The following is a 26,563-nucleotide window of genomic DNA, read 5'->3' on the forward strand; positions in this document are numbered from 1 at the left end:
GCAGTGTAGCCCGGATAAAATCCGGGAAATAACCTGCACTACGCATTCGGCGCTGCCGGCAGGCGCAGGGTAAAGATCGCGCCCTGCTCGCCATTAGCCGCCTCCAGGCTACCGCCCAGCTCACGGACGATGCCGTAGGACACCGCCAAACCGAGGCCCAATCCGGCGCCCACCGGCTTGGTGGTAAAGAACGGCTCGAACACATGATCCAGCGCCTCGCTGGCGATTCCACCACCACTGTCGGCGATGCTCAGCAGGCACTGCTCGGCCTGGCGTTCGATGCGAATCTGCAGTTGCCGCGACTCACTGGAGGCCATGGCATCCAGGGCGTTATTCAGCAGATTGAGCAGTACCTGTTCCAGGCGAATCGCGTCACCCAGCACCCGCGCCTCGGTGTCGATCTCGCTGTGCAGCTGCACCTGTTCGCTGCGCAGGCGCGGCGCCAGCAATTGCAGGGCTTGCTCCAGCACATCGCTCAACCGCAGACGCTCGCTCAGCCCCGCCGGGCTTTTACGGGCAAAGGTTTTCAGGTGACCGGTGAGCCCGGCGATGCGTTGCAGCAGGCCATCAATGCGCTGCAGCCCTTCACGCACATCGTCCTGGCGACCGCTATCAAGCAACAGGCGCAAGCTGCCCAGCTGCATCTGCATGGCTGTCAGCGGCTGGTTGATTTCATGGGCCATGGCCGCCGACATCTGCCCCAGCGCCGCCATCTTTGCCGCGTGCACCAAACCTTCCTGAGCCTCGCGCAACTCGGCGGTACGCAGCGCCACTTCACGCTCCAGGCGTTCACGAATGCCGGCCTGCAGACGCTGAGTCTTGCGCCGCTGGGCCAGGTAGAGCAGCAAAAAGGCCAGGGTCATCCACACCCCTGCGGCGGCCAGGCGGTAGCTGCGCACGCTGTCGACCAGGGTTTTCGGCTCGTGCAGCAGGTGCAGGGTCCAGCCTTCATCGCCCAGGGCCTGGCGTTGCCAGAGGTAGTCACGTGGGCCGTCCGGGCCATCGACCCGGCGCCACTGGCTGTCGCTGTCGATCTGCCGGCGCAGCGTGCTGGCCAGCGGCTGCAACGCCTGTTCGGCGTATTTGCGCACCTCCACCAGCTCGGCGCGGGCCTGCTCGCTCAAACTGTCGAGGGCGAGAAAACGCCAGGCCGGACGGTTGCTGAGGATCACCACCGAGTAGCTGTCGGCCACCAGCAGCACGCCAGGCTGGCTGGCCCATTCGCGCTGCAACTCTTCCAGCTCCAGCTTGACCACCAGCACGCCGAGCACCGTGCCGTCGTCGTCGCGCACCGCATGGGAGAGAAAATAGCCGGGGATGCCAGTGGTCACGCCCACCGCAAAATAACGCCCGGAGGACTGGCGTACGGCATCCTGAAAATACGGGCGGAAGGCGTAGTTGTTGCCGACAAAACTGCTCCAGTCACGCCAGTTGCTGGCCACCAGGGTTTCGCCTTTCGCGTTGAGCAGGTACAGCACGTTAGAGCCGGCGGCCGTATTGAGCTGCTCCAACCGCTCGTTGAGTGTGCTGCGCAGCAAGCTGTCATCCGGCGCACGCAGCAGCGACTTGATATCGCTGTCCAGCGCGAGCACCTCGGGCACCGAGCGGAAGCGTTCGACCAGGGTGTGGATCGACTGCGCATACAGCTGCAACTGTCCGCGCGCCTCCAGGCTGCGAATCTGCCAGGCGCGCTGCTCGGCATAACGCCCGGCCAGCCAGATGCTCGCCAGCAAGCCGAGCAGAATCAGCAGGACGATCAGGGCAACGCGGTAACGCAACAAAAAGGCAGACATGCGCGGCTCGCAACAAGGCGGAGCCGGCATGGTAAGACAAAGCACCGCGCCGTGCAGTGCGCAGCGGCTCGACTGTTTGAACAAGCGCCAGCGGCCGCTATAGTCAGCGCTGGCTATACGGCGATTACGCCAGGGACGCATGATGAGCACTGAGCAACAGGCCACCACCCCACGCTTCTGGCGCGACCCGGCGCTGCCCTTCGTGGAAACGCGCGAAGCCCTCGATGGCCGTCTGTTGTGCTACGCCAAGCATTCCCATGAGTGTTTTTCGATTGGCACCATCACCCGGGGCCGCAGCACCTACTTCAATGAAAAGGCGCGCGAGCAGGTCGCGGCTGGCACGCTGGTGCTGATGAACCCAGGTGACGTGCATGCCTGCAACCCCGTGGATGGGCAGCCCTGGTCATACCGCATGTTCTATATCGACAGCGCCTGGCTGGGCGAGCTGCAACACCAGCTGGGGTTCGGCCACAACCCACACATGCAGCCCTTCTCCGCCATCCTCAGCCGCGACCCTGAGCTGTTCAACGGCCTCAACCAGCTGTACGACCTGCTCAATGCCGCGTCGGTCGATCAGCTGCGCAAAGAGTGCGCTCTGATCGACTATTTCAGCACCCTGCAACAGCGCCTGGCACCCGCGCCGGCACCTCTGCGCGAGGACAACCCGCGCATTCGTCTGGCCGCAGAATTTATCCGCGCGCACTGCACCCAAACGCTCAAGCTGGAAGACATCTGCAGCGCCGCCGAGCTATCGCCCTCGTACCTGATTCGCAGTTTCCGCCAGCACTACGGCATGACCCCACATGCCTACCTGCTCAACTGCCGCGTGCAAGTGGCCCAGGCCGGGCTGAAACGCGGCGAATCGATTGCCGAGGTGGCGCTGGACGCCGGCTTTGCCGACCAGGCGCACTTGCAGCGCACCTTCAAACAGCTGCTCGCCGCCACCCCCGGGCAATACCGCCGCGCCTGATCAGACCAGCAGATAAACCGCCGAGAGCACCAGCAGCAAGGCCAGGCCGCGATTGAACCGGCGCAGGTACAGCGGATTCTCCAGGTACTGGCGCAGGTAAACCCCGGCCAGCGCCCAGCAACTGATCGACAGATAACAGATCACGAAATACAGCGCCGCAAACTGCCCCACCCGCCACAGATCGCCATCAGCCGCATAGGCGCCCATGCCTGCCATCGAGGCCAGCCAGGCCTTGGGGTTGAGCCACTGCATCAGCGCGCCGTTGAACAGCGACGGGCGCTGCTGCGCGGCGTTACCACTGAGCTGCCCGTCAGCCCGGGCCAGGCCATAGGCCATGTACAGCAGAAAGGCGACGCCAAACCAGGCCACCCATTGCGTCAGTACCGGCCACTGCTGCAACAGCTGTTGCAAACCCAGGCCCATGGCCAGCAACAACGCGGTAAAGCCGAACGTCGCCCCCGTGACATGGCGCATGCTGCTGCGCAGCCCATGGGTCGCGCCGGCACTAAGCGCCAGCAGGTTGACCGGGCCGGGAGAGATCGAAGCAGCGAGGGCAAAACCCGCCATGGAGTAAAACAGCGTATTCATCACACACCTGTCAGCACAACCAAAGGAGGTGCCAGGCTGACAGGCGCACGGCGCAGGGTATTGAAGGAAATTGCCCTGTCAGGGTATGTGCCGACAGGGCAGAGATCATCACGGCTGGGCGTGATCCGCCCGCTGCAACAGCCCATCCGCCAGCCACTGACGCAACCAGCTCACCGCCTGCACGGGTGCCTGTTCGCCGAGGTGCGCCAGCTCGCCGCACAGCTCAGCGAAGCTCCAACCCTGCACAGTCATGCCCTGCAATGCCTCCGCTTCATCGGCCGCCAGGCTGCGATAGCGGGTAATCAGCTGATCACGCCAGACCACACAGGTCTCCACCTCAACCAATGCTTGGCTGCCGGGGAAGTCACCCTGCTCCTTGCCCGCACGCCAGATCGCCAGACTGTTATGCCGGCACGCCAGCCACTGCACGCTCGGTAGCAAACGCACCTGCAGGGTCGGCCAGTCTTCAGCCGGCAGTTCGGCCATCTGCGTCAGGCTCAGGGGCTGGCCTTCAGGTGCATCAAAGGCCAGGGTAAAGGCCCATTCCAGCCGCGCCAGTTCGCTGAGCGGCGCGGCCTGTGCGGGAATCAGGTAGCCGTCGATAAAGTCCGCCAACTGTGCGCCTAACCAGCGCAGGCTGAAATGCTGCGAGGGGTGCGCAGCGAGATAGGCCAGGGCCAGGGCACCGAATTCCTCATCACCGAGCCAGCCATGCACCGCCGGATAGTCACCACGCAAGGCTTCCAGCAGGCGCGCGCGGTAAGCGTTGTGGTAAATCGCCAGGCCCTGTTCGACACTCAGCGCCGCACTACCCAGCAGACTGGCCTGCAGCGCCGGATTGGGCTGGGCATCGGGTTTGAGCAGGTAGGCCTGCACCTGCGCCTGCCAGTCACTCAGGCGCATTGCGCTGTGCCTTGCAGTGCTTGGACGGCAAACCGGCGCGCGGTATTCAGCTCGTCGAGCAGCACATCCAGATCGGGAAAATGATCGTCACGCTCCAGTAGCGTGGACACCGGGCCGAGGTGCTGCAGGGTGCGTTGATAAAGCTGCCAGACCGGGTCACTGACCGGCTGATCATGGGTGTCGATCAGGTAGCTGCCGTAATCGCTGTGGCCGGCCAGGTGCAGCTGACGAATGCGCTGCTTGGGCAGGCTGCTGATAAAGGTCCAGGCATCAAAGCCATGGTTGCGTGCGCTGACGTAGACATTGTTAACGTCCAGCAACAGCTCGCAGCCGCTCAACTCGCTGAGTGCAGCAAGGAACTGCCATTCGCTGAACTGATCATCGGCGCAGCGCAGGTAACTGGAGACGTTTTCCAGCACCAGCGGCCGCTCGATCACGTCCTGCACCTGGCGCACCCGCTCGGCCACATGCTGCAGGCTCTCCTCGGTGTAGGGCAGCGGCAGCAGATCATGCAGCTGGTGGGCATTGCCCCGGCTCCAGCACAGGTGATCGGAGATCCACGCCGGCTGCACGCGCGCGGCGAGGTGTTTGAGCTGACGCAGGTAGTCGCGGTCCAGCTCATGCGGGCCGCCAATCGACAGCGACACGCCATGCATCACCAGCGGGTACTGCTCGCCGATGGCATCGAGAAAGTAGAGGGCCTTGCCGCCCGCTACCAGGTAATTTTCCGAGACGATCTCGAACCAGTCGATGGCCGGCTGTTGTTCGAGAATGGCTTGGTAATAGGTGCTGCGCAGGCCGAGGCCAAAGCCCAGATTGCCGCGTTGAGCATTCATTGCTGGCTCCTTGCAGGGTGATGCGGGGCAACCGCGCGGCGGCCGCCCCGGCTCACTTACTCGCCGACAGTACCTTTGGCGGCATTGCACTCAGCGAGGGTCATCGACTTGAAACCGTGACCTTTGCAAGCACCCTGACCCTTGCAGCTGTTTTCGGCGGTCTTGCAGTCATTCTGGCCTTTGCAGGACGTGACGCCGTAACAATGTACTTTGGCTTCTTCAGCCACTGCTACGGTGCTTGAGAGACCAGCGAACAGGCTGGCAGCAGCGAAAGCGATAGCAGCACCAGTAGCAGCGGTGGATTTCATGTTCATGTGCGTATCCTCGGGTGATCTGGGTGAGCCGGACGAAAAGGGGTTTGTGTGCCGGCATTCAACTAGAGCGACGAGACGAACAGGCGTTACAGCAGCGCTGAAAAAAACTTTAGCGATTCAGCGCCGACGCAGTAAAAGCACGAAAAACACCCCGCCAATCGCCGCCGTGGCGATGCCAATGGGCAGGTCCTGCGGGGCCAGCAGGGTGCGCGCGGCGACATCCACCCAGACCAGAAACAGCGCGCCAAGCAGCGCACTCACCGGCAGCAGACGACGGTGTTCGGCGCCCACCAGAAAGCGCGCCACATGCGGCAGGATCAGCCCGACAAAACCGATGGCGCCGCTTAGCGACACCAGCACCCCAGTCAGCAGCGAGGCGCAAACAAAGACCAGCAGGCGCACCCGACGTGGCTCAAGACCCAGGCTGACCGCGCTGTGTTCACCGGCCATCAGCGCATTCAGCGCCCGCGCCAGACCGAGCAACAGCAGCAGGGCCAGCATCAAGCACAGCGCCGGCAGCCAGAGCAGTTCCCAACGCGCCAGCCCGAGGCCGCCGAGCATCCAGAAGATCACCGAACTGGCGGCATGGTGATCGCCGAGAAACAGCAGCAGGTTGCTCGCCGCCATCATCACAAATGACACCGCCACCCCGGCCAGCAGCAGGCGATCACTCTCCAGCCGGCCGCCGCGACTGGCAATCGCCAGCACTAGCAGCATGCTCATCAGCGCGCCGACAAAGGCTGCCAGCGGCAGGCTGAGCAGGCCGATAAATTCACCCAGGTACAGCACCACAATCACCGCGCCGAGCGCCGCACCGGAGCTGACGCCGAGCAGATGTGGATCGGCCAACGGATTGCGGGTCACCGCCTGCAGCGCCGTGCCGACCAGCGCTAACCCGGCCCCCACCAGTGCACCGAGCACCACCCGTGGCGCACGGATCAGCCAGACGATGCTGTCCTGGGCGCTGCTCACCGCCTGCGCCGGCTGCAAGTCAAACAGGCGCTGGCCGAGGATCTCCAGCACACTCGGCAAGGGCACCGGCGCGGCGCCAAAGCCCAATGACGCGGCGCAGGACAGCGCCAGCGCCAAGGCCAGCACCAGCAACAACAGGCGGTAGGCGCGCGGGCTGCGAATCATTGGCCGAACGCCTGCGGGTGCAGCGCCGCAGCCAGGGTTTCGATGGCGGCGGCGTTTTCCAGGCTCGGCGTGACGGCCAGGTACGGCAGCACCACAAAGCGCTGTTCACGGATCGCCGTCAGCCCCTGCAACGCTGGATGTTGCAGCAGAAAATCACGCTTCTGCGCCGCACTACGCTCGCCGTAATCGACGATCAGAATCACTTCGGGGTCGCTGCTGATCACCGCTTCCCAGCCAACGCGCACCCAGCTCGCGGCCAGCTCATCCATCACATTGCGCCCACCCGCTGCCTCGATCAGCGCCTGTGGCATGGCCAGGCGGCCGGCGGTAAAGGGGCTTTCCTCGCCGCTGTCGTAGAGAAACACCCGTGGTGCCGGGCCGCTGTTCGCCAGGCGTGCACGCACCGCCGCCACCCGCTGCTGCATGCCTTGCACCAGCACCTCGGCGCGCGGCTGCACAGCGAAGATGCGCCCGAGGTTATGCAGGTCGTTGTAGACATCCTCCAGGCTGGCCACCCGGCGTGGCATCACGTGGGCGCAGGACTCGCTCAGCTCATACACCGGGATGCCGAAACGCGCCAGGCTGGCCGGAGTGACTTCACCACCGACGCGCATGCCGTAGTTCCAGCCGGCAAAGAAGAAATCCGCCTCGGCGTTGAGCAGGTTTTCCAGCGACGGATGCCGCGCGGCCAGCTCGGGCAAGTCGGCCAGCTGCGCCATCAGCTCGGGGTTGGGGGTTTTCCAGGCGCTGATGCCGCTGTAGCCGACCATCCGCGATTTCAGTCCGAGGGCCAGGAGCATGCCGGTCAGGTTGATGTCCTGACTGACTGCTCGCTGCGGCGGTTGCTCGATGGTCAGCTGACGGTCGCAGCTGGTGACGGTAACCGCCTGGGCGGACAGGGCGGCCCCCAGCAACGGAATGCACAGGGCGTAACGCAGAAAACGCTTCATGGATTGATCCAGGTAATACGCGGATGCCCCGCGAGGGGATGACGGTCGACCAGCGCCTGCACGCCATACACCTCGGCCAGCAGCGCTTCAGTCAGCACTTCGGCGGGGGTGCCGCTGGCCACCACACGGCCGTGGTCGAGCACATACAGGCGGTCGCAGAAGGCCGCCGCCAGGTTGAGGTCATGGAAGCTGGCGAGGGTTGCCAGGCCAAGGGTTTTGATCAGCCGCAGTAGCTCCAGCTGGTAGCGCGGGTCGAGGTGATTGGTCGGCTCGTCGAGGATCAGCAGCGTCGGTTGCTGCACCAAGGCGCGGGCCAGCAGCACGCGTTGCTTTTCCCCGCCGGAGAGGTGGGCGAAAGCCTGGCGCTTGTGCTCAGTCAAACCCACCCGCGCCAGGGCCTGCTCGACCAGAGCAACATCGGCCTGGTCATCGCCATCAAACAGGCCCTTGTGCGGCGTGCGGCCCATGGCGGCGACTTCGGCCACGGTGAGGCCGAAGTCCTGGGGAAACTCTTGCAGCACCACCGCCACCCGCTGCGCGCACCAGCGCGGCGAGCGACTCCATAGCGCCTCACCGTCGAGTTCGACACGGCCCTGATCGGGCCGCTGAAAGCGGTAGGCGCAGCGCAGCAGGCTGGTCTTGCCGCTGCCATTGGGGCCGAGCAAGCCGACCAGCTGACCGTCGCCCACCACCAGTTCAATGCCGTCGAGCAAGGCCTGATCGCCATTGGGCGACCAGGCCAAGTCGCTGATCTGCAAGCGCGCCATCAGAAACGGTAATCGGCAGTGACGAACACCGAACGCGGCGCGCCCAGGTACCACTGCTGGCCATCGCTGCTGCCGGTGGTGGCGTACTGGCGGTCGAACAGGTTGTTCAGCTCCAGCCCCAGGCGCACGTCCGCCTGCACCTGCCAGCCGATAGTGGCATCAACCACGGTGTAGCTCGGCAGCGTCACGCTGTTCGCTGTGTCGGCATAGCGCGCATCGACATAACGCGCGCCGATCCCGGCCTGCACCTGCTCGCTCAGCGCCTTGCTCAACCACAGGTTGGCGGTGCGCCGTGGCACGTTGGTCGGCCGGTTGCCGCTGCGGTCACCACCGGCCTCGCGGAAGTCGTCGTACTCGGCGCGTACCCACGCGGCGTTGGCCGACACCTGCCAGCCCTGCCCCAGCGCCAGCTCCAGGGTGGCTTCCAGGCCGTCGGAAGACTGCTGGCCGATCTGCTCGGTCGGCGCGGTCGGGGTGGCGCGGCTGAGTAGTTTCTCCTTGACGATGTGGTATGCGGCCAGCGTCCATTCGCCCTGGCCATTCCAGAACGCCTGCTTAAGGCCGATTTCGGTTTGCTTGGCCTCGCTGAGGTCGAACTGTTGCTGGCTCGGATTGAGCGTCAGCAAGTTGCTCACGCCCTCGGTGCTGGTGGCGTACTGGCCGTACAGCGACAGCTCGGGCGTGACCTCGAAGACCAACCCAGCGCGCCAGTTATCACCCGTCAGGCTGCGGTCGGCGCTGCTGTCGGTGAGCAGGTTGTCGCGCTGGATATGCAGCTGATCGCGGCGCACGCCGCTGACCAGCGACAGGCGTTCGGTCAGCTGGGTGCGGTTCTCGGCGAACAGCGAGAACTGCCGCGCCAAGTTACGTTCGCGCGGGCCGTACCCCAGTGGATCGGTGCTCTGATACTGACCGCCACCGCTGCCGGCGAGCGGCACGCTGTCAGTAAAGCTGCTGGAAAAATCGTGCTGACGGGCGAAGTGAATACGGTTGTAGTCCACGCCCACCACGCTGCGGCTGTCCAGGCCAAACAGGGCGTGTTCCAAGGTGAAGGTCTGACGGTCGCCGACCTGCTCCTGGGTGTGCTTGATCTCGTAGAAGTCACTGCGCTTGACCTGATCGCCCGGCTGCCAGCGGTAGGACTCGGCATTGCGCCAGTAGCGTTGGGTTTTGATGTAGTAGAGCTGGTTGCTGGCGGTCAGGGCATCGTTGATGCGCCAGTCGCTGACCAGTCGGGTGATCTGGTCGTTGTAGCGAATCTCGGCGTTATCGACGTTGTAATTGCGCTCGCGCAGGCTCTCGCGGTACTGGCCGGCGACCAGCGGTGTGCCCAGGTAACGCTGCGGGTCCTGATCGCCCTGATCATGGGACAGGGTGAAACTCAGCGCATCGCTGGCATCCCAGCGCAGGGCCGCGCTCAACGCCTGGCTCTGCGACTCGCCATCATCGACCCAGCCATTGCTGGCCTGTTGATTGAGGTTGAGCCGGTAGCTCAACGCATCACTCAGCGAGCCGCCGCTGTCCAGCGCGGCCTGGCGACGGTCGTCGCTGCCGTAGCCGATACGCAGCTGGTTGCTGATGGCGCCGCTAAACGGCTTTTTCGGCACCACGTTGATCACCGCGCCGGTCGCGCCTTCACCGAAGAGCACCGAGGCCGGGCCGCGCAGCACGTCAACGCGCTCCACCGACCAGGTGTCGACCGGGAAGGTCACGGTGCCGGCCCCGACATACTGGCGGGTGCCGTCGTACAGCTGCATGGTCGCGCTGTGCCCGGTAAAGCCGCGCGCCGACAGTGCGGTGCCGCCATTGCCGGGGCTGCCGATGCTGCTGATGCCAGGGGTGCGGGTGACCGCATCCTGCACGCTGAGGTTGTTGCGTCCGCGCACCTGCGCGCCGCTCAGGCTGCTGGTGCTGGCCGGGGTTTGCAGGGCGCTCAGGCCCAAGCGCGAACCACTGCTGCTGGGCGTATGCAGATCGCTTTCGCCCTCCGCAGCAGCCTTGGCCTGAACGGTCGTGGCCGGCAGATTGACTGGAGATTCGCCCGCCACAGCCGAACCGGCCAGGCACAGGGCAAGGGAAACAGAGAGTTGAGACAGGGGATAGCGCGCCATGATGCTTCCATCGCAAAAGGGATAGGCACGGCAATCCCGATGGAAACGCGCAACAGCAAAACACGGGCGCGCAGGCACCCACGATCGGCGTCAACGCCCGCCCACCGCGGGTTGCCAAACAGTTGGGATGGCCGCTGCATCACGGGCAGCGTGCAACATCCCTAAGAATCAGGCCGGTCTCCGGGCTCGCGAGGGTCATGAAGCCATCGCCTTCCCATGCAGAAACTGCACAGTGGCATCGTGATGACTTCGCTCGCTTACCGTTGCGGGGGCAGCGTCGGACTAGCCCAAAGGGCGCACCGACTTCCCGTTTAACCTCACGCACGGCGGCGTGAGACACCTGAAACGGCGCGGATATGACCATTCAGGCCAATCCGCGTCAAGTTTTTAGCTGTTGCCGAATGGCTCTACAGCAGTCATTTCAGCCTTGATCAAGGCGTAAGCGTAGGGTGGACAACGCGAAGCTTTCCACCATTCGTGGCGCAGTGACTCAGCCCTTATCAATCCGCAGCTCAGGCACGGCGCGGCCGGCCACCAGACGCTCGTCGACCAGGCGAATCACCGCAGCCTCGTCACGGATACCGAACCACTCGCCCTGCGGATAAAGGCTCGCGCTCGGCCCCATATCGCAGGGGAACTGACATTGGCTACGGGTGATGTGCACACCGCCCTCGCACTCCAGCTTGCCGGCAGTCTTGAGGCGCTGACGCAGGGTTTTCCACAGACCCAGCGCGCCCTTGCGTGTGCAGCGCGGACCGTTGCACAGCAGCAGACGCTGGGCGTGCGGCGGAATGTGCGACCAGGCGTGCTGCGCCGGCACGGCGGGTACATCACTGCAGGCCGTATGCAGTTCTGGGCACTCAAGCAGCGCGGCCAGGCCATCGAGCCAGGCGTCTTCCATCGCCGTGCAGACCACAAACACCGACGCGCCATCAGTGCGCTCGGCGATCTGCTCACGTAGCCAATCACGGTGAGCAGCATCGGCACGCGGCTCCAGATCCACCACCAGCAATGGGCGCGGCGACTCATCCAGGGCCAGCCAGAACGGCTGCAGATCCTGCTCGCTGTCATGCACATGCGCCTCGCCCACCAGCGCCTCGACGCGCTGGCGCAAACGCTCAGCCGACGCACCACGGCTGAGGCCTGGGCCGATAAACAGGATGCGAGCGTAAGGGGAAACGGGCGTGGTCATGGCGGCCTCCAAAGCGGGGCGGCAGTCTAACAGGGGATTTTTTACTCGGGTGGCGGGGCATCAGATTCCAGATGGTGCCCACGCTCTGCGTGGGCACCTGCGCTTACGACGCTCCGCGTCGTGCCTGACGTAGTTGAACTCTGCGCAACCGTGGTGGACGCAGAGCGTCCTGGGCTGAATTCCCACGCGGAGCGTGAGGAACAATCTGTGACTTGTGGGGCTTTAGCCGCGACGACCGCTCAGACCAATCGCCGCTCTAGCGCCTCCCACAGGGCATCTGGCTGCAGAAATTCGCGATCAACCGCTGGCAACTCGGGCCGGCGCAGCAGCAATACCGGCAAACCCAACTCCCGCGCCACCTGCAATTTCGGCTCGGTGGACTGGCTGCCGCTGTTCTTGCTGATCAATACATCGATGCCCAGGCGGGCGAATAACGCGCGTTCCTCGTCCAGCGCGAATGGCCCGCGCGCACCGATAATCTCGGCACGCGGCACGGCTTCCTGCGCCGTTAAGCAACGCACGGTCCAGTACTGGTGAGGGGGAATCTCATGCAGGTGCTCCAGCGGCTCACGGCCGAGGGTAAAAAACGGGCGACGGAAGTTATGCAGCGCAGCAACCAGCCCGCTCCAATCGTCAACTTCACGCCAGTCATCACCCTCTCCAGCTTGCCAACCGGGACGACGCAACGCCCAGCAGGCAACGCCGCTCAACGCAGCAGCTTGGGCGGCATTGGCGCTGATCTGCGCGGCATAGGGGTGAGTCATATCCAGCAGCAACTCAATGCCCTGCTCGCGAATAAACGCTGCTAGGCCTTCGGCGCCGCCAAAGCCGCCGACGCGCACCTGACAGGGCAAGTCATCCGGCACCCGGCCCAAGCCCGCCAGGCTGTATATGCTTTCAGGGCCAAGCCGACGCGCCAAACGTAACGCCTCGGCGGTGCCACCGAGCAGCAGGATGCGCGGGCTCACGGCTTACGCACCTCCAGCAGAGTGATCGGTAAGGCGCTGCGCCAAGTGTCGAAACTGCCCAGCGGCTGCGCCTGGGCCACGCTGATGCGGGTCAGCTCGCCGCCCACCTGTTCGCGCCAGGCCACCAGCGCCGCCTCGCTCTGGATGGTAACGGCATTGGCCACCAGCCGGCCGCCCGGCTTGAGGCTGGCCCAGCACTGCTCCAGCACGCCGGGAATAGTCACCCCGCCGCCGATAAAGATCGCATCTGGCGCAGCCAGCCCGCTCAGCGCTTCGGGCGCACGGCCGGCGACCAGTTGCAAAGCCGGCACGCCCAGGGCATCGCGGTTGTGCTGAATATGCGCCTGCCGACCAGCGTCGGCCTCGATGGCGATGGCCCGACAACTCGGGTGCGCGCGCATCCACTCGATGCCGATGGAGCCGCAACCGGCGCCGACATCCCAAAGCAGCTCGCCGGGTTGCGGCGCCAGGCGCGCCAGGGTGATTGCGCGCACGTCGCGCTTGGTCAGCTGGCCGTCGTGCTGATAGGCGTCGTCCGGCAAACCCGGCGTCAGCGGCAGCAGGCGCGCATCGGCACCCGCCACAAAGTCGATTGCCAGCAGATTGAGATCGGCCACGCGCGGCAATGCCCAATCGCTGGCCAGACCATCGATGCGCCGTTCCTGATCGCCGCCCAGGTGCTCCAGCACGGTCAAACGGCTGGGACCAAAACCGCGTTCACGTAGCAACTCGGCCACGGCTGCCGGGCTGTCGCCGTCATTGCTCAACAGCAGCAGCCGCGCGCCTGGGAAAACCTGCGCCTGCACCGCCGCCAACGGCCGCGCCACCAGCGACAGCACGGTCACTTCTTGCAGTGGCCAACCCAGGCGAGCAGCAGCCAGTGAGACGGATGAGGGCGCAGAAAATACCCGCAATTCCTCAGCCGGCAGCTGCCGCGCCAGGCTCGCGCCAACGCCATAGAACAGCGGATCACCGCTGGCCAGTACACACACCGACGTACCACGCCGCGCCAGCACCGGCTCCAGGCTAAAGGGGCTCGGCCACAGCTCATGCTGCCCCGGCAGATCAGCAGGCAATAGCGCCAACTGGCGGGCACCGCCGACGATGCAATGCGCCTCGCTCAGCGCCAACCGCGCCGCCGCACCCAGGCCGGCGTAGCCGTCTTCACCTATACCCACCAGGGTTAACCAAGCCGTCATGCGCTTTCCTCAAACCGTCATCAGCGCGCCGCCCGACCAGCTGGCTGTCGTGCCTGCGCGCAAAGCGGGCATAATAGCGCCTTCGTCGGTGCCCGCCGCCATTGTGCATAGGGCCTAAGAGGGAACACGGTTAAACCGTGGCTGCCCCCGCAACTGTAAACAGCGAGTCTGCCGCAACTGTGCCACTGGGTAACCGGGAAGGCCGCGGCAGATTAAGACCTGTCAGCCAGGAGACCTGCCGACGACGCTAGTCGCGAGTGCCAACATCGGGCGGGGTGTACCGATGCCATGAAATCCCCTGTGGGCGGATTTCGCTGGTTCGGTCGCCGCGTCTTTGTTGCTGGTGACCCTTTTTGCGCGACCGTCCAACCTCCGCCGACCTGCCCGACCCACGTCCTAGCGCGTGTCCCGGCCTGCTGCGTATCGTTCCGGCGCTGGACGGCGGCATCTGCCGGGTCAAGCTGGCCGGCGGCGTGATCACCAGCCAACAGGCACGCGCCATCGCCGAGGCAGCCGAACACTGCGCCAGCGGTGTGCTGGAGCTGACCAACCGCAGCAATCTGCAGATTCGTGGCGTGTTGCCCGGCCAGCAAGCCGAGTTGATCGAGCGCCTGCTCGCCGCCGACCTCGGCCCCAGCAACCCGGCCGCCGACGATGTGCGCAACCAGCTGCTCAGCCCCGCCGCCGGCCTCGATCCGCATGCCGTACTCGACACCCGCCCGCTGGCCGCCGCGCTGCTTGAGCTGCTGCAAACCACCCCGACGCTGCATGGGCTGTCGGCCAAGTTCGCCCTGCAGCTGGACGGCGGCGAAGCCCTGGCGATGCTCGAACACCCCCACGATATCTGGCTAAGCGCCCTGCCCGGCACGCCGGCCCGACTGGTCTTTGGCCTGGCCGGCTGCCCGGGTGATCCGCCACTAGGCGTGGTCGACGCAGAGCAAGCCGTGCCGATGATCGAGCAACTGCTCAGGCTTTTCCTCGAACTGGCCGGCAGCGAATACAGCCGTATGCGCCAGCTGCTCTCCGTGACTCCAGCCCGCCAGTTGCTGCAACAGCTACAGGCGCGACTGCCCTTCGCCCTGCAAGCGGCCCCACTCAGTTGGCAGCGCACCTCGATCCACCCACATCCAGTACTCGGCATTTATCCACAGCAGCAAGCCGGCCTGCGCATGGTCGCCGCCTCCTCACGTGTGGGCCGGATTAACGCTGCGCAACTCAACGCCCTGGCCGATCTGGCCGAGCACTACGGTGATGCCAGCCTGCGCCTGACACCCTGGCAGGGTCTGCTGCTGCCGAATATCCCAGAGCACTCGGCAGACAACCTGCTGCACGCACTGGGCGAACTGGGCCTGCTGATCGATGCGCAGGAACCACTTAGCAATCTGATCGCCTGCACCGGGTCAACCGCCTGCGCCAAGGGCCTGGCCGACAGCAAAGCCGACGCCTTGCTGCTCGCCAAGCGCCTGCGCGCCAGCACAGCGCGGCCGCAGGTGCATCTCAGCGCCTGCCCACGCTCCTGCGCCGCCGCGCACACCGCGCCCTTTACCCTGCTGGCCAGCAGCGCCGGGCATTACCAGCTTTATCAACGCACGCCCGAGGCGGCCGGTTTCGGTCAGCTGCTGGCCAGCGCCATGACTATCGACGAGGCCGGCGACTGGTTCGCCGCCCACTGCGCAACAGGAAACAGTGATGCTTGAGTACATCCGCGACGGCCAGGAAATCTACCGCCAGTCCTTCGCCACCATCCGCGCCGAGGCTGACCTAAGCGCCATTCCGGCTGATCTGGAAAAGCTTGCCGTGCGGGTTATCCACGCCTGCGGCATGGTCGATGTGGTGCAGGACCTGCGCTTCTCCCCCGGCGCCGGTGCCGCCGGCCGCGCCGCGCTGGCCAAAGGTGCGGCGATTCTCTGCGATGCGCGGATGGTCGCCGAAGGCATCACCCGCCCGCGCCTGGCCGCCAACAACCCGGTGATCTGCACCCTGCATAACGACGGCGTGATTGAGCAGGCCCGCGCACTGGGCAATACCCGTTCGGCAGTCGCATTGGAGCACTGGCGCGAGCATCTGGAAGGCAGCGTGGTGGTGATCGGCAACGCTCCCACCGCGCTGTTCTACCTGCTGGAAATGCTCGACGCCGGCGCGCCAAAACCGGCGCTGATTATCGGCATGCCGGTGGGCTTTATCGGCGCGGCGGAATCCAAGGACTCCCTCGCCGCCGACAGCCGTGGCGTGCCCTATGTGATCGTGCGCGGCCGTCGCGGCGGCAGCGCCATGGCGGTGGCGGCGGTCAACGCCCTGGCCACGGAGGTGGAGTGATGAGCGTGCAAAAAGGCCGTCTGCTTGGCATCGGCGTCGGCCCCGGCGACCCGGAGCTGATCACCCTCAAGGCCCTGCGCCTGCTGCAATCGGCAGCGGTGGTCGGCTACTTTGTGGCCAAGGCTAAAGCTAACAAGGGCCAGGGCGGCAACGCCTTCGGCATTATCGAACAGCACCTGACGGATACGCAGCAGCGCCTGCCGCTGGTGTACCCGGTGACCACGGAAAAACTCGCCGCGCCGCTCAGCTATGAAGATGTGATCAGCGACTTCTACGACACCTGCGCGGTGCAGATCGCCGCCCGACTCGACGCCGGCCATGACGTGGCGGTGATCTGCGAAGGCGACCCGTTTTTCTATGGCTCCTACATGTACCTGCACGACCGTTTGGCCGGCCAGTACGACGTCGAGGTGGTACCCGGCGTGTGCTCCATGCTCGGTTGCGCCTCGGTGCTCGGCACCCCGCTGGTGTACCGCAACCAATCGTTAAGCGTGCTCTCCGGCGTGCTCCCCGAAGACGAACTCAAGCAGCGCCTGCGCGATGCCGAAGCTGCTGTGGTGATGAAGTTGGGGCGCAACTTCGAGAAAGTCCGCCGCGTACTGCAGGAGCTGGGCATCGACCAGCGCGCCCATTACGTCGAGCGCGCGACCATGGGTAACCAACGCATCGTGCCGCTGGACGAAGTGGAACCGATGTCCTCGCCGTACTTCTCAATGATCGTCATCCCCGGCGAGAAATGGCGCGGTTGATCCGCCAACCGCACCCCCGCCAACTATGGAACACCTTATGACCGCCGCTCCCGCCATCATCATCCTCGGCCCCTCCGCCCTGCCTTGCGCGCGGCGTATCCAGGTGCTTTATCCAGAGGCCGAGATCTACGGCCTGCACAGCCGGGTGGCGGACGTTGAACGGACCTATGAGGACTTCGGCGACACCCTGCGCGCGCTCTACCGCACCGGCACGCCGCTGATCGTGCTGTGCGCCGCCGGCATCGTGATTCGCAGTTTGGCCGCCGTGCTTGGCGAGAAAGACAGCGAACCGCCGGTACTGGCCGTGGCCGAAGATGGCAGCGCCGTGGTGCCGCTGCTCGGCGGCCTCGGCGGGGTCAACCGCATGGCGCGGGAGCTGGCCGCGCACCTACAGGTCAACGCGGCGATCACCACCAGCGGTGAACTGCGTTTTGGCACCTGCCTGCTGGAGCCGCCGGCCGGCTATGTGCTGGCCGATCTTGAGCAAGGCAAAGGCTTTGTCAGCGACCTGCTCGGCGGCCATGCCGTGCGGATTGAGGGCGACGCGCCATGGCTGGCCCAGGCCAAGCTGCCTGTGGATGACCAGGCCAACCGGGTTATCCACATTAGCCCGCACAGCCGCGCGGCCAATGCCGATGAACTGCTGATCCACCCCCAGCAAGTGGCCGTGTGGGTCGAACAGGCCAACGCCGATTTACTTAGCGAACTGCAGCAGGCACTGCAAACCAGCAACCTGGCACCGCAGAGCCTGGCCTGCCTGCTGGCCGCGCCGGAACTGATGGCCAAAGCCGAGCTGCACGCCGCCGCCGCGCAGCTCAACTTGCCGCTGCGCTTTGTCGACGACGCTACGCAACTGCCGCCGCTGCACAGCCAGCACGCCAACCTGCGCCTGCTGCTGGCCGCAGCACCGATCGACGCCAACCAACTCGGCCGCCCCCGTGGTCGCCTGACCGTGATCGGCCTCGGCCCCGGTGCCGCCGAATTTATGGTGCCCGCCGCGCGCCAGGCGCTGGATGAAGCGCAGGACCTGCTCGGCTACGAAACCTATATCAAGATGGCCGGCCCGCTGCGCCCGGAGCAGGTGCGCCATTGCACCGATAACCGCGAGGAAATGCAGCGCGCCCGCCATGCCTTCGAGTTGGCCGCCAGCGGTCGGCGCGTGGTGGTGGTGTCGTCCGGCGACCCCGGCGTGTTCGCCATGGCCGCCGCCGTGCTGGAAGCCCTGCATGAATCCACCGACGCCGAATGGCAGCGGGTCGACTTGCAGGTATTCCCCGGGGTTTCCGCTGCGCTTGCCACCGCCGCAAAGGCCGGCGCACCACTGGGCCACGACTTCTGCCTGATCTCCCTATCGGACAACCTCAAGCCCTGGGCGATTATCGAAAAGCGCCTGGCCCATGCCGCCGCCGCCGACCTGGTGATGGCCTTCTACAACCCCATCTCCAAAGCCCGTCCCTGGCAGCTCGGCAGTGCGCTGGATATTGTCCGCCAGCAACGCACATCAGAAACCCTGGTGGTCCTCGGCCGCGATATCGGCCGCCCCGGCGAAACCCTGCGCACCCTTACCCTGGGAGAACTCACCCCGGAAATGGTCGATATGCGCACCCTGGTGATTATCGGCTCCAGCCAAACCTGCCGCTTCCCGTGCGCAGAAGGCGGCGAGTGGGTGTATACGCCTAGGAGTTATCCGCAGCCGTAGGATGGATTGAGCCTGCGATACCCATCATGGATTTCGACGGTTCACAGATGATGGGCTGGCAGCTCAACGGTAGGCGTCACGTACCCTCGTTGCCGGATTCTGCAGCGCAGGACTGCCGCGTCGCAGCATCTCGCATCATCGCCTCCGCCATGCGCACGCAGTAGTGCGTTGCCAGATCGCTCTGAGAAAGCGCAGCCAGTTCGTCTATGTCTGAGGCCGCTTTCATATGGTCCAACAGTCTTTCCTTCGGCGTGTGCCTGGCACTCTCCCAAAGGAAATTGAAGCAGTCGAGTGCTGTTCTCAATGGCTTGCGGCCCGCATTGCGGTCGACCACACCGAAGAAGGTCGATGGATGTTGCTTGTGTGCCTCCAGTTCAGCGTCCGTCAGGTCCATAGTGCAGATGAAGCGCTTCCCATCGACACCGAAGAAGGTGCACCACGCTTTTCTCTGCTCCGGCATGACAACGCCTCCCTCCAGGACGGCATCGATCTCCATGCCATCAGGCCCCGGCACCACATAGCATTCACCGATCTGGAAGCGGTTCGGAGGCGGGTTGCTTGCGAAGGCATCCGCCTCGCCATCGAAGGACACTGGGATCGCCCGATGCTTCCCCATGGACTCGATGAGCTCGAACACTGGCAAGTGGCGTCGCCGCGTCTGCACCTCATCTATCAAGGTCTTGAAGCCAGGCTGCATATCATCCACGCGGAACCCCCACAGCAGAAAGCTGAAGGGCAGACCGGTCGCGTCAAGGTGATGCTCTTCGGGACTGAGTGTTGCGATCACATACGCCGCGGGCAGCGTTTTTCCGATCCGGTCCTCCGTATAGCGTTTCAGCCGCTGCCTGGTCTCTGCCAGAGCGATGGGAAGCTGCTCTAGCCGGTGAAAGTCGAGTCGCCCGTCGTTCGTATCGATGAAAACAATTCGGGAATACTCGGCGTGCTTCGTCAAGGCACTGTGCAAAAGCTTATTGACCTTCAGTCTGGCACCTTCACGTCGTTTGGCCTCCACGGAGAACTTGGCACCAGTGGCGACATGGGTGGCAACGAACTCCACGTGCGTGGTACGGCGGTCCGTCTCATCCTCCAATTCGAGGGTGAACCCAGCGCGTAGCAACGATGCAGCAACTCGCACCTCATACATCGCACCCGGAAATCCGCGAGGGCTCCTGATCCGATCAATGAGCAACTGCTCAACGTCCACTGCATGCTTCAGCGCATACAAGTCGTAGGCGAAACGCATGTACGCCGACAACGCTCCAGTCGCAGGCAATCCAAGTACTTCGCGCCTTGCCCCACGCGTAGCCGCCAGCTCGCAGGTACGCATGAACCAAGTCACGATGCGATGCCGATGCTCCATAGGCTTGCACATCTCTTCCTGCCACCAGTCATCGCCAAGAACGATCCTGGGGTAATCGCGCAAAAAATCGTGAAACGTCTTCCAGTTCTTTGAGGTGTGAACCCAACGGCCGACGGCCACAACACGGTGCTCCTCGACCTGCGTGGAAATAATGGGCCGTCCGAATCCTTGCTGCTCCCGGCGCTGGAACTCACGCGCCTCAAGCCGAACTTGAGACGAACGATGCAGCGCTTCAAGCCGCATGAGGGCAGCGGCCCGCTCAGCCACCGGCTGCTCCGGCGAGCCGTGGCACTTTTTGAACTTCTTGCCGCTGTTGCAGGGGCACGGGTCGTTCCTGCCAGGCTTGCTGTTCATGTGCTCTGTTTGTCGTATATCGGGCGATCGAGAATAATCAGCTGGATAATGGCTAACAATAGTTGTCGACCGCGAAAGCCGAAGCCAGCAAATAGTCTGAATAACCCGCGGTGGACAACGATTCGTTTGTCCACCACCTGCCTCAACCCCTCTCCTTTTCCAGCTTCCGCAGCAAGTAGCTATCCATAATCCAGCCATGCTGCTCGCGCAGCTCTGTGCGGCGGGTGCGAATGGTCTCGGCGACCTCGCTTAGCGGCCCAGCAATCAGCACTTCATCCGGGGTGCCGATATAGGCGCCCCAGTAGATGTGCATGGGCTGGTCGGCAAAGCGCTGATAGGTGTCCTGAGCGTCGAGCATCACCAGCACGCTGTCCAACCCTGCGGGAAAGCCGGCTTCGGCCAGGCGGCGCGCCGGGGTGATCTGGAAGGCCTGGCCGATGCTGTTAAAGCAGACCTTATGCTTGGCCGCCAAGGCTTGCAGGCTGGTGATGCCGGGGATCACCTCGTATTCGATCTGCTCATCGCTGTTACTCACGATCTGCTCGACGATGCGCAGGGTGCTGTCGTACAGCGCCGGGTCGCCCCAGACCAGAAAGGCTCCGGTTTCGCCATCGCGCATCTGCTCGCGAATCATGCCTTCGAACACCTGCTGCTTGTCCTGATTCAGATCGACCACGCTGCCGCGATAGTCCGGCACATCGCGCACCCGCTCCGGGCAGTCGGCGCTGGCAAAGCGGTATTCGCGACCCTGGATAAAGCGCTCGCAGATGGTCTTGCGCAGGCCGATCAGGCTGTCCTTGGCGCTGCCCTTGTCCATCAGAAAGAACACGTCCGTGCGGTTGAGCGCGTTGATCGCCTGCACCGTCAGGTAATCCGGGTCGCCGGCGCCGATGCCGATTATCAACAGGGTTTTCATAAGGCTGTCTCCAGGTTGCCAGCTAACAGCGGCAGCGAATCGATATGTCGGTAGTCTGCGCCCAGCTCAGTGGCTAATTGGCACGCGCGGCCGAGGCGGATCGGCGCGCTTTCGATATCCACCAGCAGCGCCGGGCAGGCGCTCGGGGTTAAGGCTGGCCAATCGCGCAGGCGGCCATCGGTAATGATCAATAAACGCTGACGCTCGGCCGGGTGCAGGCGCTGGCGCCGCGCCTGCCAGTCGGCGGCCTTATGGACAGCGGCCAGCAACGGCGTGCCGCCTCCCGCACCCAGCTCGGCGAGCCACTGCTGCAAGGCCTGGGAGGCTTTCTGCCCCTGCCAAAGCCATTGCGCCTGACGGCCGGTGGCGTGCAGCACGGCCAGGCGCGCACGTTGCCGGCGGGCCTGCTCGAACACCTCACTGAGCAGGCCTTTGGCTTTGCTCAGCGCGCCATGCCGGCGGGTCGAGGCCGAGGCGTCGACGATCACCAGCCAGAGTTCAGCCGGCTTGGCGCTGCGTGAACGCAACAGCAAATCCTGACGGCTGCGCGGGCGGCCTTTAAGCAGGCTCGCGGGCCAATCGATACGCCCTGCCGCGCCATTGCGACTGGCACCGTTGCGACCATTACCGAGTGAGCCGGGAGCGGCCCGGGCATCCGCGCCTGAGGCTGTGCGCGGGCGGATGCCTAGGGCTTTTTTGTCCAGCGCGGCGGTTCACGCCGGACGCCAAGGCTCTGCGCCTGAGCGGGTAATTCCCCCCACTGGCCCTCGCATTGCGGCGCTTGTGGCTGCTCACTGGCGGCGCTGTTGTCGGGTTGCGGCTGCGGGGGTTGTGCAGCAGGCGGCGGGTTATGTCGGCGACGGTGACGCAGAACGAAGTCTGCCACTGCATCGATATCCTCCGCTTCAATCCGCTCGACGCCACGCCAGGCGGCATGGGCGCGGGCGGCGCGCAGCCAGACCAAATCGGCGCGCAGACCATCCACCGCTGCAGCGAAACAGCGCTGGCTGATCTGCTCCAGGGCGGCGTCATCCAGCGGAATCGCCGCCAGTCGCACACGGGCACTCTGGCAACGCTCGCGCAGTTCATCCTGCTGCGCTTGCCAGCACTCAAGAAACGCCTGCGGGTCGGCATCGAAGGCCAGGCGGCGGCGAACAATTTCGGCGCGCTGGGCCGGTTGCGGCTGGGCGTCCAGGGCCAGGTTAAGGCCGAAGCGATCGAGCAACTGTGGGCGCAGCTCGCCCTCTTCCGCGTTCATGGTGCCGATCAACACAAAGCGCGCGGCATGCCGGTGGGAGATACCGTCGCGCTCGATATGGTTGACCCCGCTGGCAGCGGCATCGAGCAGCAGATCGACCAGATGGTCTGGCAGCAGATTGACCTCATCGACATACAACACGCCGCCATTGGCCTTGGCCAGCAGGCCGGGGCTGAACTGCGCGCGGCCCTCGCCCAGCGCGGCGTCGAGATCGAGCGTGCCGACGATACGCTCCTCGCTGGCACCCAGCGGCAAGGTGACAAAGGTGCCGCTGGCCAGCAGATCGGCCAGGCCACGGGCCAGGGTCGATTTGGCCATACCGCGCGGCCCTTCGATCAGCACACCGCCAATCGCCGGGTCGATGGCCGCCAGGCACAGCGCCAGTTTCAGGTCATCGGCGGCGACCACGGCGGCGAGGGGGAAGTGGTGCTCGGTCATGGCAGGTTCTCTAGAATTCTTCGCTATCAATCAGCAGGTTTTCCAACGCTTCGCGGTACTCGCCGGGGTGCTGCCAGAGGCCACGTTGCTGGGCTTCGAGCAGGCGTTCGAGGATATCCTGCAAGGCGCCGGGGTTGTGCTGCTGGATAAAGTCGCGGGTGCTTTTGTCGAGCAGATAGGCATCGGTGAGCAGCGCGTACTGGTGGTCGTCGACCAGCTCGCTGGTGGCATCGAAGGCGAACAGGTAGTCGATGGTCGCCGCCAGCTCGAAGGCGCCCTTGTAGCCGTGGCGCTTCATGCCGTCGATCCACTTGGGGTTGGCCGCGCGGGCGCGCACCACGCGATTGAGTTCTTCCTTCAAGGTGCGGATACGCGGCGTGTCGGGCTGGCTGTTGTCGCCGTGATAACTCGCCACCTTGGCCCCGCGCAGGGTTTCCACGGCGGCGAGCATGCCGCCCTGGAACTGGTAGTAGTCGTTGGAATCGAGGATGTCGTGCTCGCGGTTGTCCTGGTTGTGCAGCACCGCCTGCATCTGCTCCAGGCGCTCGGCGAACTGCGCGCGCGCCGGGGTGCCTTCGCTGTGAGTGCCGTAGGCGTAGCCGCCCCAATTCAGGTAGACCTCGGCCAGGTCCTCGCGGGTTTGCCACAGACGTTCTTCGATGGCGTTTTGCACGCCCGCGCCATAGGCCCCCGGCTTGGAGCCGAACACCCGCCAGCCGGCCTGCTTACGTGCCTCGGCTTCATCCAGGCCGCTGTCCTGCAAGGTCAGCGACTCACGCCATACCCGCGCCGACAGCGGATTCATGTCTTCCGGCTCATCGAGATCAACCACCGCCTGCACGGCGTCATCGAACAGACGAATCAGGTTGCTAAAGGCATCGCGGAAGAAGCCGGACACGCGCAGGGTCACGTCCACCCGCGGGCGGCCGAGTTGCTCCAGTGGCATAACCTCGAAGCGCTCGACGCGCTGGCTGCCGGCCTGCCACACCGGGCGCACGCCCATCAGCGCCAGAGCCTGGGCCATATCGTCGCCGCCGGTGCGCATAGTCGCGGTGCCCCACATCGACAGGCCGAGCTGACGCAGGTGGTCGCCGTGGTCCTGCAGATGCCGCTCCAGCAGGCGATCCGCCGCCTGCACGCCAATCCGCCAAGCGGTCGGCGTGGGCAGGTTGCGCACATCGACGCTGTAGAAATTGCGCCCGGTGGGCAGCGCATCCAGCCGCCCGCGACTGGGCGCGCCACTCGGCCCGGCGGGAACGAAACGCCCGCTTAGCGCCGCGAGCAGGCCGTGCATTTCGGCCGGGCCGCAGGCATCCAGCAGCGGCGCGATCTGCTCACGCAATCGCTGCAACACCTGGCGACTGTCTGCGCCAACGGCTGCGAGATCCGCCGTTTCAATCAGCTGCAAGGCCAGCAGTTCAAGGCGCTCGCGGGTATCGCCGATGCTGCGCCAGCTGTCATCGCTCAGGCTCTGCAACACCGCCGGGCGCGGGCCCTGCCAGGGCGCGGCCATCTCGCAGTCGAGCGGATCGAAGTCCAACGCTAGGTCGCGGGCCAGGGCGCGCAGCAGGCTGGCGTTGCCGCCCTGGCCATCACCGCGGGGAATGCGCAGCAGCGCTAGCAGGGTGTCGCGGCGCAGGGTGCCGGCCGGCGATTCGCCGAATACATGCAGGCCGTCGCGGATCTGCGATTCCTTTAAATCGCACAGATAGGCATCGAGTTGCGGCAGCCAGCTATTGGGGTCTGCATTCAGTTGCAAGCCCAGCTCGCGGTCGAGGCTGGCCTCCCGCACCTTGAGCAGAATCTCGCCGCGCAGCTCGGCAGCGCGGCGCAGGTCGAGCTGGCTGGCCTCGTAATATTCGTCGGCCAGGCGCTCCAGATCGCGCAGCGGGCCGTAGCTTTCCGCGCGGGTCAGCGGTGGCATCAGATGGTCGATGATCACCGCCTGGGTACGCCGCTTGGCCTGCGCGCCCTCGCCCGGGTCGTTGACGATAAATGGGTAGATATTCGGCAACGGGCCGAGAATCGCGCTCGGCCAGCACTGCTCGGACAGACCGACGCTCTTGCCCGGCAGCCATTCCAGATTGCCGTGCTTACCGACGTGGATCACCGCGTCACACGCAAACACCCGGCGCAGCCAGCAGTAGAACGCCAGATAGCCATGCGGCGGCACCAGATCGGGGTCGTGATACACCGCCGCCGCGTCCAGCTGATAACCGCGCGCCGGCTGGATGCCGACAAAGGTCAGGCCGAAACGCAGGCCGGCAATCATCAGCCGACCGCTGCGGAACATCGGGTCCTGCTGCGGCTCGCCCCAGCGCTCGCACACCGCCTGCTGGTTGGCTTCCGGCAAGCTGTGGAAAAACGCCAGATACTCATCCAGCGCCAGGCTCTGCGCGCAGGGCCGTGCGTCGAGCATGTCCAGATCATTGGTCACGCCGCCGAGCAGCTGGTGGATCAATGCGGTGCCGCTGTCGGGCAAGCCTTCCACCGGATAGCCCTGCTGTTGCAGCGCCTTGAGGATATTCAGCGCCGCCGCCGGGGTATCCAGGCCGACGCCATTGCCGATGCGCCCGTCGCGGGTCGGGTAGTTGGCGAGGATCAAGGCGATGCGCTTGTCGGCGTTGCTTTTGTGCGCCAGGGCCATCCAGTTGCGTGCCAGCTCGGCGACGAAATCCATCCCCGGCAGATGGGGCTGGTAACAGACCACATCGCTCTGGCTGCGCTCGCTGCGCCAGGCCAGACCCTTGAAGCTGATCGGCTGGGTAATCAGCCGGCCGTCCAGCTCGGGCAGCACGATATGCATGGCCAGGTCGCGTGAACCCAGGCCCTGGGCATTGGCCTGCCACTGTGCATGGTTATCCAACGAACAAATGGCTTGCAGCACCGGGATATCGCGGCGAAAAGGCCGTGCGCTCGGCGCTTCCGGGTTGGACAGGGCGAAGGCCGTGGTGTTGATAATCAGGCGGGCATCGGCTTCGTCCAGCCAGTCTTCGACCTGGGCAAGACAGGCCGCCTCCTTAAGGCTGGCCACGGCAATCGGCAGCGGATTAAGGCCCTGGGCCTGCAAGCGCTGGCAGAACACGTCGATAAACCCGGTATTCGCCGCCTGCACCTGGGTGCGGTAGAACAGCAACGCCGCCACCGGCGCATCAACCTGCCAGTTGGCTTGCCAATCGGCCAGGCTCGGGTTGGCCAGTTGCTGGTGATACAGGCCCACGCGGGGCAGCGGCTGCGGGTCGCCCCAGGCGTAGTCACGCTGCAGCCACTGGCTGGCGATGCAGTTAAATAGCTGCAACGCGTTAGCCGCACCGCCCTGGCGCAGGAACTGCCAAAGCCGCTCGGCCTCGGCCACTGGCACGTTGCTCAGGGCCATCAGCTCCGGATCGGGGTTGTCGCAGCCCGGCACCATAATCACCTGCGCACCGCGCTCGGCCAGCTCGACCAGACGCTCGATGCCGTAGCGCCAATAGCTGACGCCGCCGTGCACGGAAATCAGGATGACCTTGGCGTGCTGCAACACCTGCTCGACGTAGAGATCCACCGAGGCGTGATTGCTCAGCTGCGCCGGGCTGGCCAGACGCAGGCTGGGGTAATCCACCGGCAACTGCCGAGCCACCTCGGCCAGCAACGACAGGTGCGAATCGCCGGTGCACAGAATCACCAGCTCGGCCGGGGTCTGGCCGAGGTCGGCAATGCTGTCGAGCGGCAGCTGGCTGCCTGGCTGGGTGCGCAGCAGGTGCAT

Annotated in this window: 22 protein-coding genes and 2 riboswitches; of the genes, 5 read left to right on the forward strand and 17 right to left on the reverse strand. The window is 65.0% G+C overall.

The window, feature by feature from the left end; genetic code table 11:
- Window positions 1–38 precede the first annotated feature (38 nt).
- Window positions 39–1,793, reverse strand: a complete 1,755-nt coding sequence (locus tag HCI85_RS15575) for a sensor histidine kinase (RefSeq protein ID WP_167145834.1) — start codon at window positions 1,791–1,793, stop codon at window positions 39–41.
- 142 nt (window positions 1,794–1,935) lie between these two features.
- Between HCI85_RS15575 and HCI85_RS15580 the strand changes: the two genes are divergently transcribed.
- Window positions 1,936–2,763, forward strand: a complete 828-nt coding sequence (locus HCI85_RS15580) for an AraC family transcriptional regulator (RefSeq protein WP_241693796.1) — start codon at window positions 1,936–1,938, stop codon at window positions 2,761–2,763.
- On the opposite strand, the gene HCI85_RS15585 is transcribed toward HCI85_RS15580, so the two are convergent.
- The 11 genes from HCI85_RS15585 to cbiE form a co-directional block, all read right to left on the reverse strand.
- Window positions 2,764–3,351, reverse strand: coding sequence for a LysE family translocator (locus HCI85_RS15585; RefSeq protein ID WP_167145838.1), 588 nt, complete (start codon window positions 3,349–3,351; stop codon window positions 2,764–2,766). It lies immediately after the preceding gene.
- A 108-nt stretch (window positions 3,352–3,459) separates the two neighbouring features.
- Window positions 3,460–4,254: an HvfC/BufC N-terminal domain-containing protein gene (locus HCI85_RS15590; RefSeq protein WP_167145840.1), complete on the reverse strand. Its 795-nt coding sequence runs from the start codon at window positions 4,252–4,254 to the stop codon at window positions 3,460–3,462.
- Window positions 4,245–5,090, reverse strand: a complete 846-nt coding sequence (gene bufB, locus HCI85_RS15595; protein WP_167145842.1) for an MNIO family bufferin maturase — start codon at window positions 5,088–5,090, stop codon at window positions 4,245–4,247. Before bufB ends, HCI85_RS15590 begins: the two co-directional genes overlap by 10 nt.
- Window positions 5,091–5,146: 56 nt before the next feature.
- Window positions 5,147–5,404 carry a BufA2 family periplasmic bufferin-type metallophore gene (gene bufA2 / locus HCI85_RS15600; protein WP_090378569.1) on the reverse strand — a complete coding sequence of 86 codons (258 nt, stop codon included), beginning with the start codon at window positions 5,402–5,404 and terminating at the stop codon, window positions 5,147–5,149.
- 117 nt (window positions 5,405–5,521) lie between these two features.
- Window positions 5,522–6,541, reverse strand: a complete 1,020-nt coding sequence (locus HCI85_RS15605; protein WP_167145844.1) for a FecCD family ABC transporter permease — start codon at window positions 6,539–6,541, stop codon at window positions 5,522–5,524.
- On the reverse strand, window positions 6,538–7,491 hold the full coding sequence (locus HCI85_RS15610; protein WP_167145846.1) for an ABC transporter substrate-binding protein: 954 nt from the start codon (window positions 7,489–7,491) through the stop codon (window positions 6,538–6,540). The genes HCI85_RS15605 and HCI85_RS15610 overlap by 4 nt, the downstream gene beginning before the upstream one ends.
- Complete coding sequence (locus HCI85_RS15615) at window positions 7,488–8,258, reverse strand: ABC transporter ATP-binding protein (RefSeq protein ID WP_167145848.1); 771 nt, start codon at window positions 8,256–8,258, stop codon at window positions 7,488–7,490. Before HCI85_RS15615 ends, HCI85_RS15610 begins: the two co-directional genes overlap by 4 nt.
- Window positions 8,258–10,369 carry a TonB-dependent receptor gene (locus HCI85_RS15620; protein WP_167145850.1) on the reverse strand — a complete coding sequence of 704 codons (2,112 nt, stop codon included), beginning with the start codon at window positions 10,367–10,369 and terminating at the stop codon, window positions 8,258–8,260. Before HCI85_RS15620 ends, HCI85_RS15615 begins: the two co-directional genes overlap by 1 nt.
- Before the next feature lie 154 nt (window positions 10,370–10,523).
- Window positions 10,524–10,728, reverse strand: a riboswitch (cobalamin riboswitch).
- A 131-nt stretch (window positions 10,729–10,859) separates the two neighbouring features.
- Window positions 10,860–11,561: a (2Fe-2S) ferredoxin domain-containing protein gene (locus HCI85_RS15625; RefSeq protein ID WP_167145852.1), complete on the reverse strand. Its 702-nt coding sequence runs from the start codon at window positions 11,559–11,561 to the stop codon at window positions 10,860–10,862.
- Window positions 11,562–11,800: 239 nt separating this feature from the next.
- Window positions 11,801–12,529: a cobalt-precorrin-6A reductase gene (locus HCI85_RS15630; RefSeq protein WP_167145854.1), complete on the reverse strand. Its 729-nt coding sequence runs from the start codon at window positions 12,527–12,529 to the stop codon at window positions 11,801–11,803.
- Complete coding sequence (gene cbiE / locus HCI85_RS15635) at window positions 12,526–13,728, reverse strand: precorrin-6y C5,15-methyltransferase (decarboxylating) subunit CbiE (RefSeq protein ID WP_167145856.1); 1,203 nt, start codon at window positions 13,726–13,728, stop codon at window positions 12,526–12,528. The genes HCI85_RS15630 and cbiE overlap by 4 nt, the downstream gene beginning before the upstream one ends.
- A gap of 69 nt (window positions 13,729–13,797) precedes the next feature.
- Window positions 13,798–13,985: riboswitch (cobalamin riboswitch) on the forward strand.
- Window positions 13,986–14,081: 96 nt separating this feature from the next.
- Between cbiE and cobG the strand changes: the two genes are divergently transcribed.
- Genes cobG through cobJ form a run of 4 tightly spaced genes read left to right on the forward strand, consistent with a single transcriptional unit; the run spans window position 14,082 to window position 18,492 of the window.
- Window positions 14,082–15,425, forward strand: a complete 1,344-nt coding sequence (cobG, locus tag HCI85_RS15640; RefSeq protein ID WP_167145858.1) for a precorrin-3B synthase — start codon at window positions 14,082–14,084, stop codon at window positions 15,423–15,425.
- Entirely contained in the window at window positions 15,418–16,044 is a 627-nt protein-coding gene (locus HCI85_RS15645; protein WP_167145860.1) for a precorrin-8X methylmutase, read from the forward strand. Before cobG ends, HCI85_RS15645 begins: the two co-directional genes overlap by 8 nt.
- Window positions 16,041–16,793, forward strand: coding sequence for a precorrin-2 C(20)-methyltransferase (locus HCI85_RS15650; RefSeq protein ID WP_167145862.1), 753 nt, complete (start codon window positions 16,041–16,043; stop codon window positions 16,791–16,793). Before HCI85_RS15645 ends, HCI85_RS15650 begins: the two co-directional genes overlap by 4 nt.
- Before the next feature lie 37 nt (window positions 16,794–16,830).
- Window positions 16,831–18,492 carry a precorrin-3B C(17)-methyltransferase gene (gene cobJ / locus HCI85_RS15655; protein ID WP_167145864.1) on the forward strand — a complete coding sequence of 554 codons (1,662 nt, stop codon included), beginning with the start codon at window positions 16,831–16,833 and terminating at the stop codon, window positions 18,490–18,492.
- Between the two features lie 76 nt (window positions 18,493–18,568).
- Here cobJ and HCI85_RS15660 read toward each other — a convergent pair whose 3' ends face one another.
- From HCI85_RS15660 to cobN, 5 genes are all read right to left on the reverse strand, one after another.
- Window positions 18,569–20,206, reverse strand: coding sequence for a YecA family protein (locus HCI85_RS15660; protein ID WP_167145866.1), 1,638 nt, complete (start codon window positions 20,204–20,206; stop codon window positions 18,569–18,571).
- 142 nt (window positions 20,207–20,348) lie between these two features.
- Window positions 20,349–21,122 carry a precorrin-6A synthase (deacetylating) gene (gene cobF, locus HCI85_RS15665; RefSeq protein ID WP_167145868.1) on the reverse strand — a complete coding sequence of 258 codons (774 nt, stop codon included), beginning with the start codon at window positions 21,120–21,122 and terminating at the stop codon, window positions 20,349–20,351.
- Window positions 21,119–21,805 (reverse strand): vWA domain-containing protein, encoded by a 687-nt coding sequence (locus tag HCI85_RS15670; protein WP_167147050.1) that lies wholly within the window; start codon window positions 21,803–21,805, stop codon window positions 21,119–21,121. The genes cobF and HCI85_RS15670 overlap by 4 nt, the downstream gene beginning before the upstream one ends.
- Before the next feature lie 2 nt (window positions 21,806–21,807).
- Complete coding sequence (locus HCI85_RS15675) at window positions 21,808–22,818, reverse strand: ATP-binding protein (protein ID WP_167145871.1); 1,011 nt, start codon at window positions 22,816–22,818, stop codon at window positions 21,808–21,810.
- A gap of 10 nt (window positions 22,819–22,828) precedes the next feature.
- Window positions 22,829–26,563: a cobaltochelatase subunit CobN gene (cobN, locus tag HCI85_RS15680; RefSeq protein WP_167145873.1), complete on the reverse strand. Its 3,735-nt coding sequence runs from the start codon at window positions 26,561–26,563 to the stop codon at window positions 22,829–22,831.

Origin of the sequence: Pseudomonas sp. OTU750018 (assembly GCF_011636575.1) — a bacterium.
Lineage (GTDB): Bacteria > Pseudomonadota > Gammaproteobacteria > Pseudomonadales > Pseudomonadaceae > Aquipseudomonas > Aquipseudomonas peli.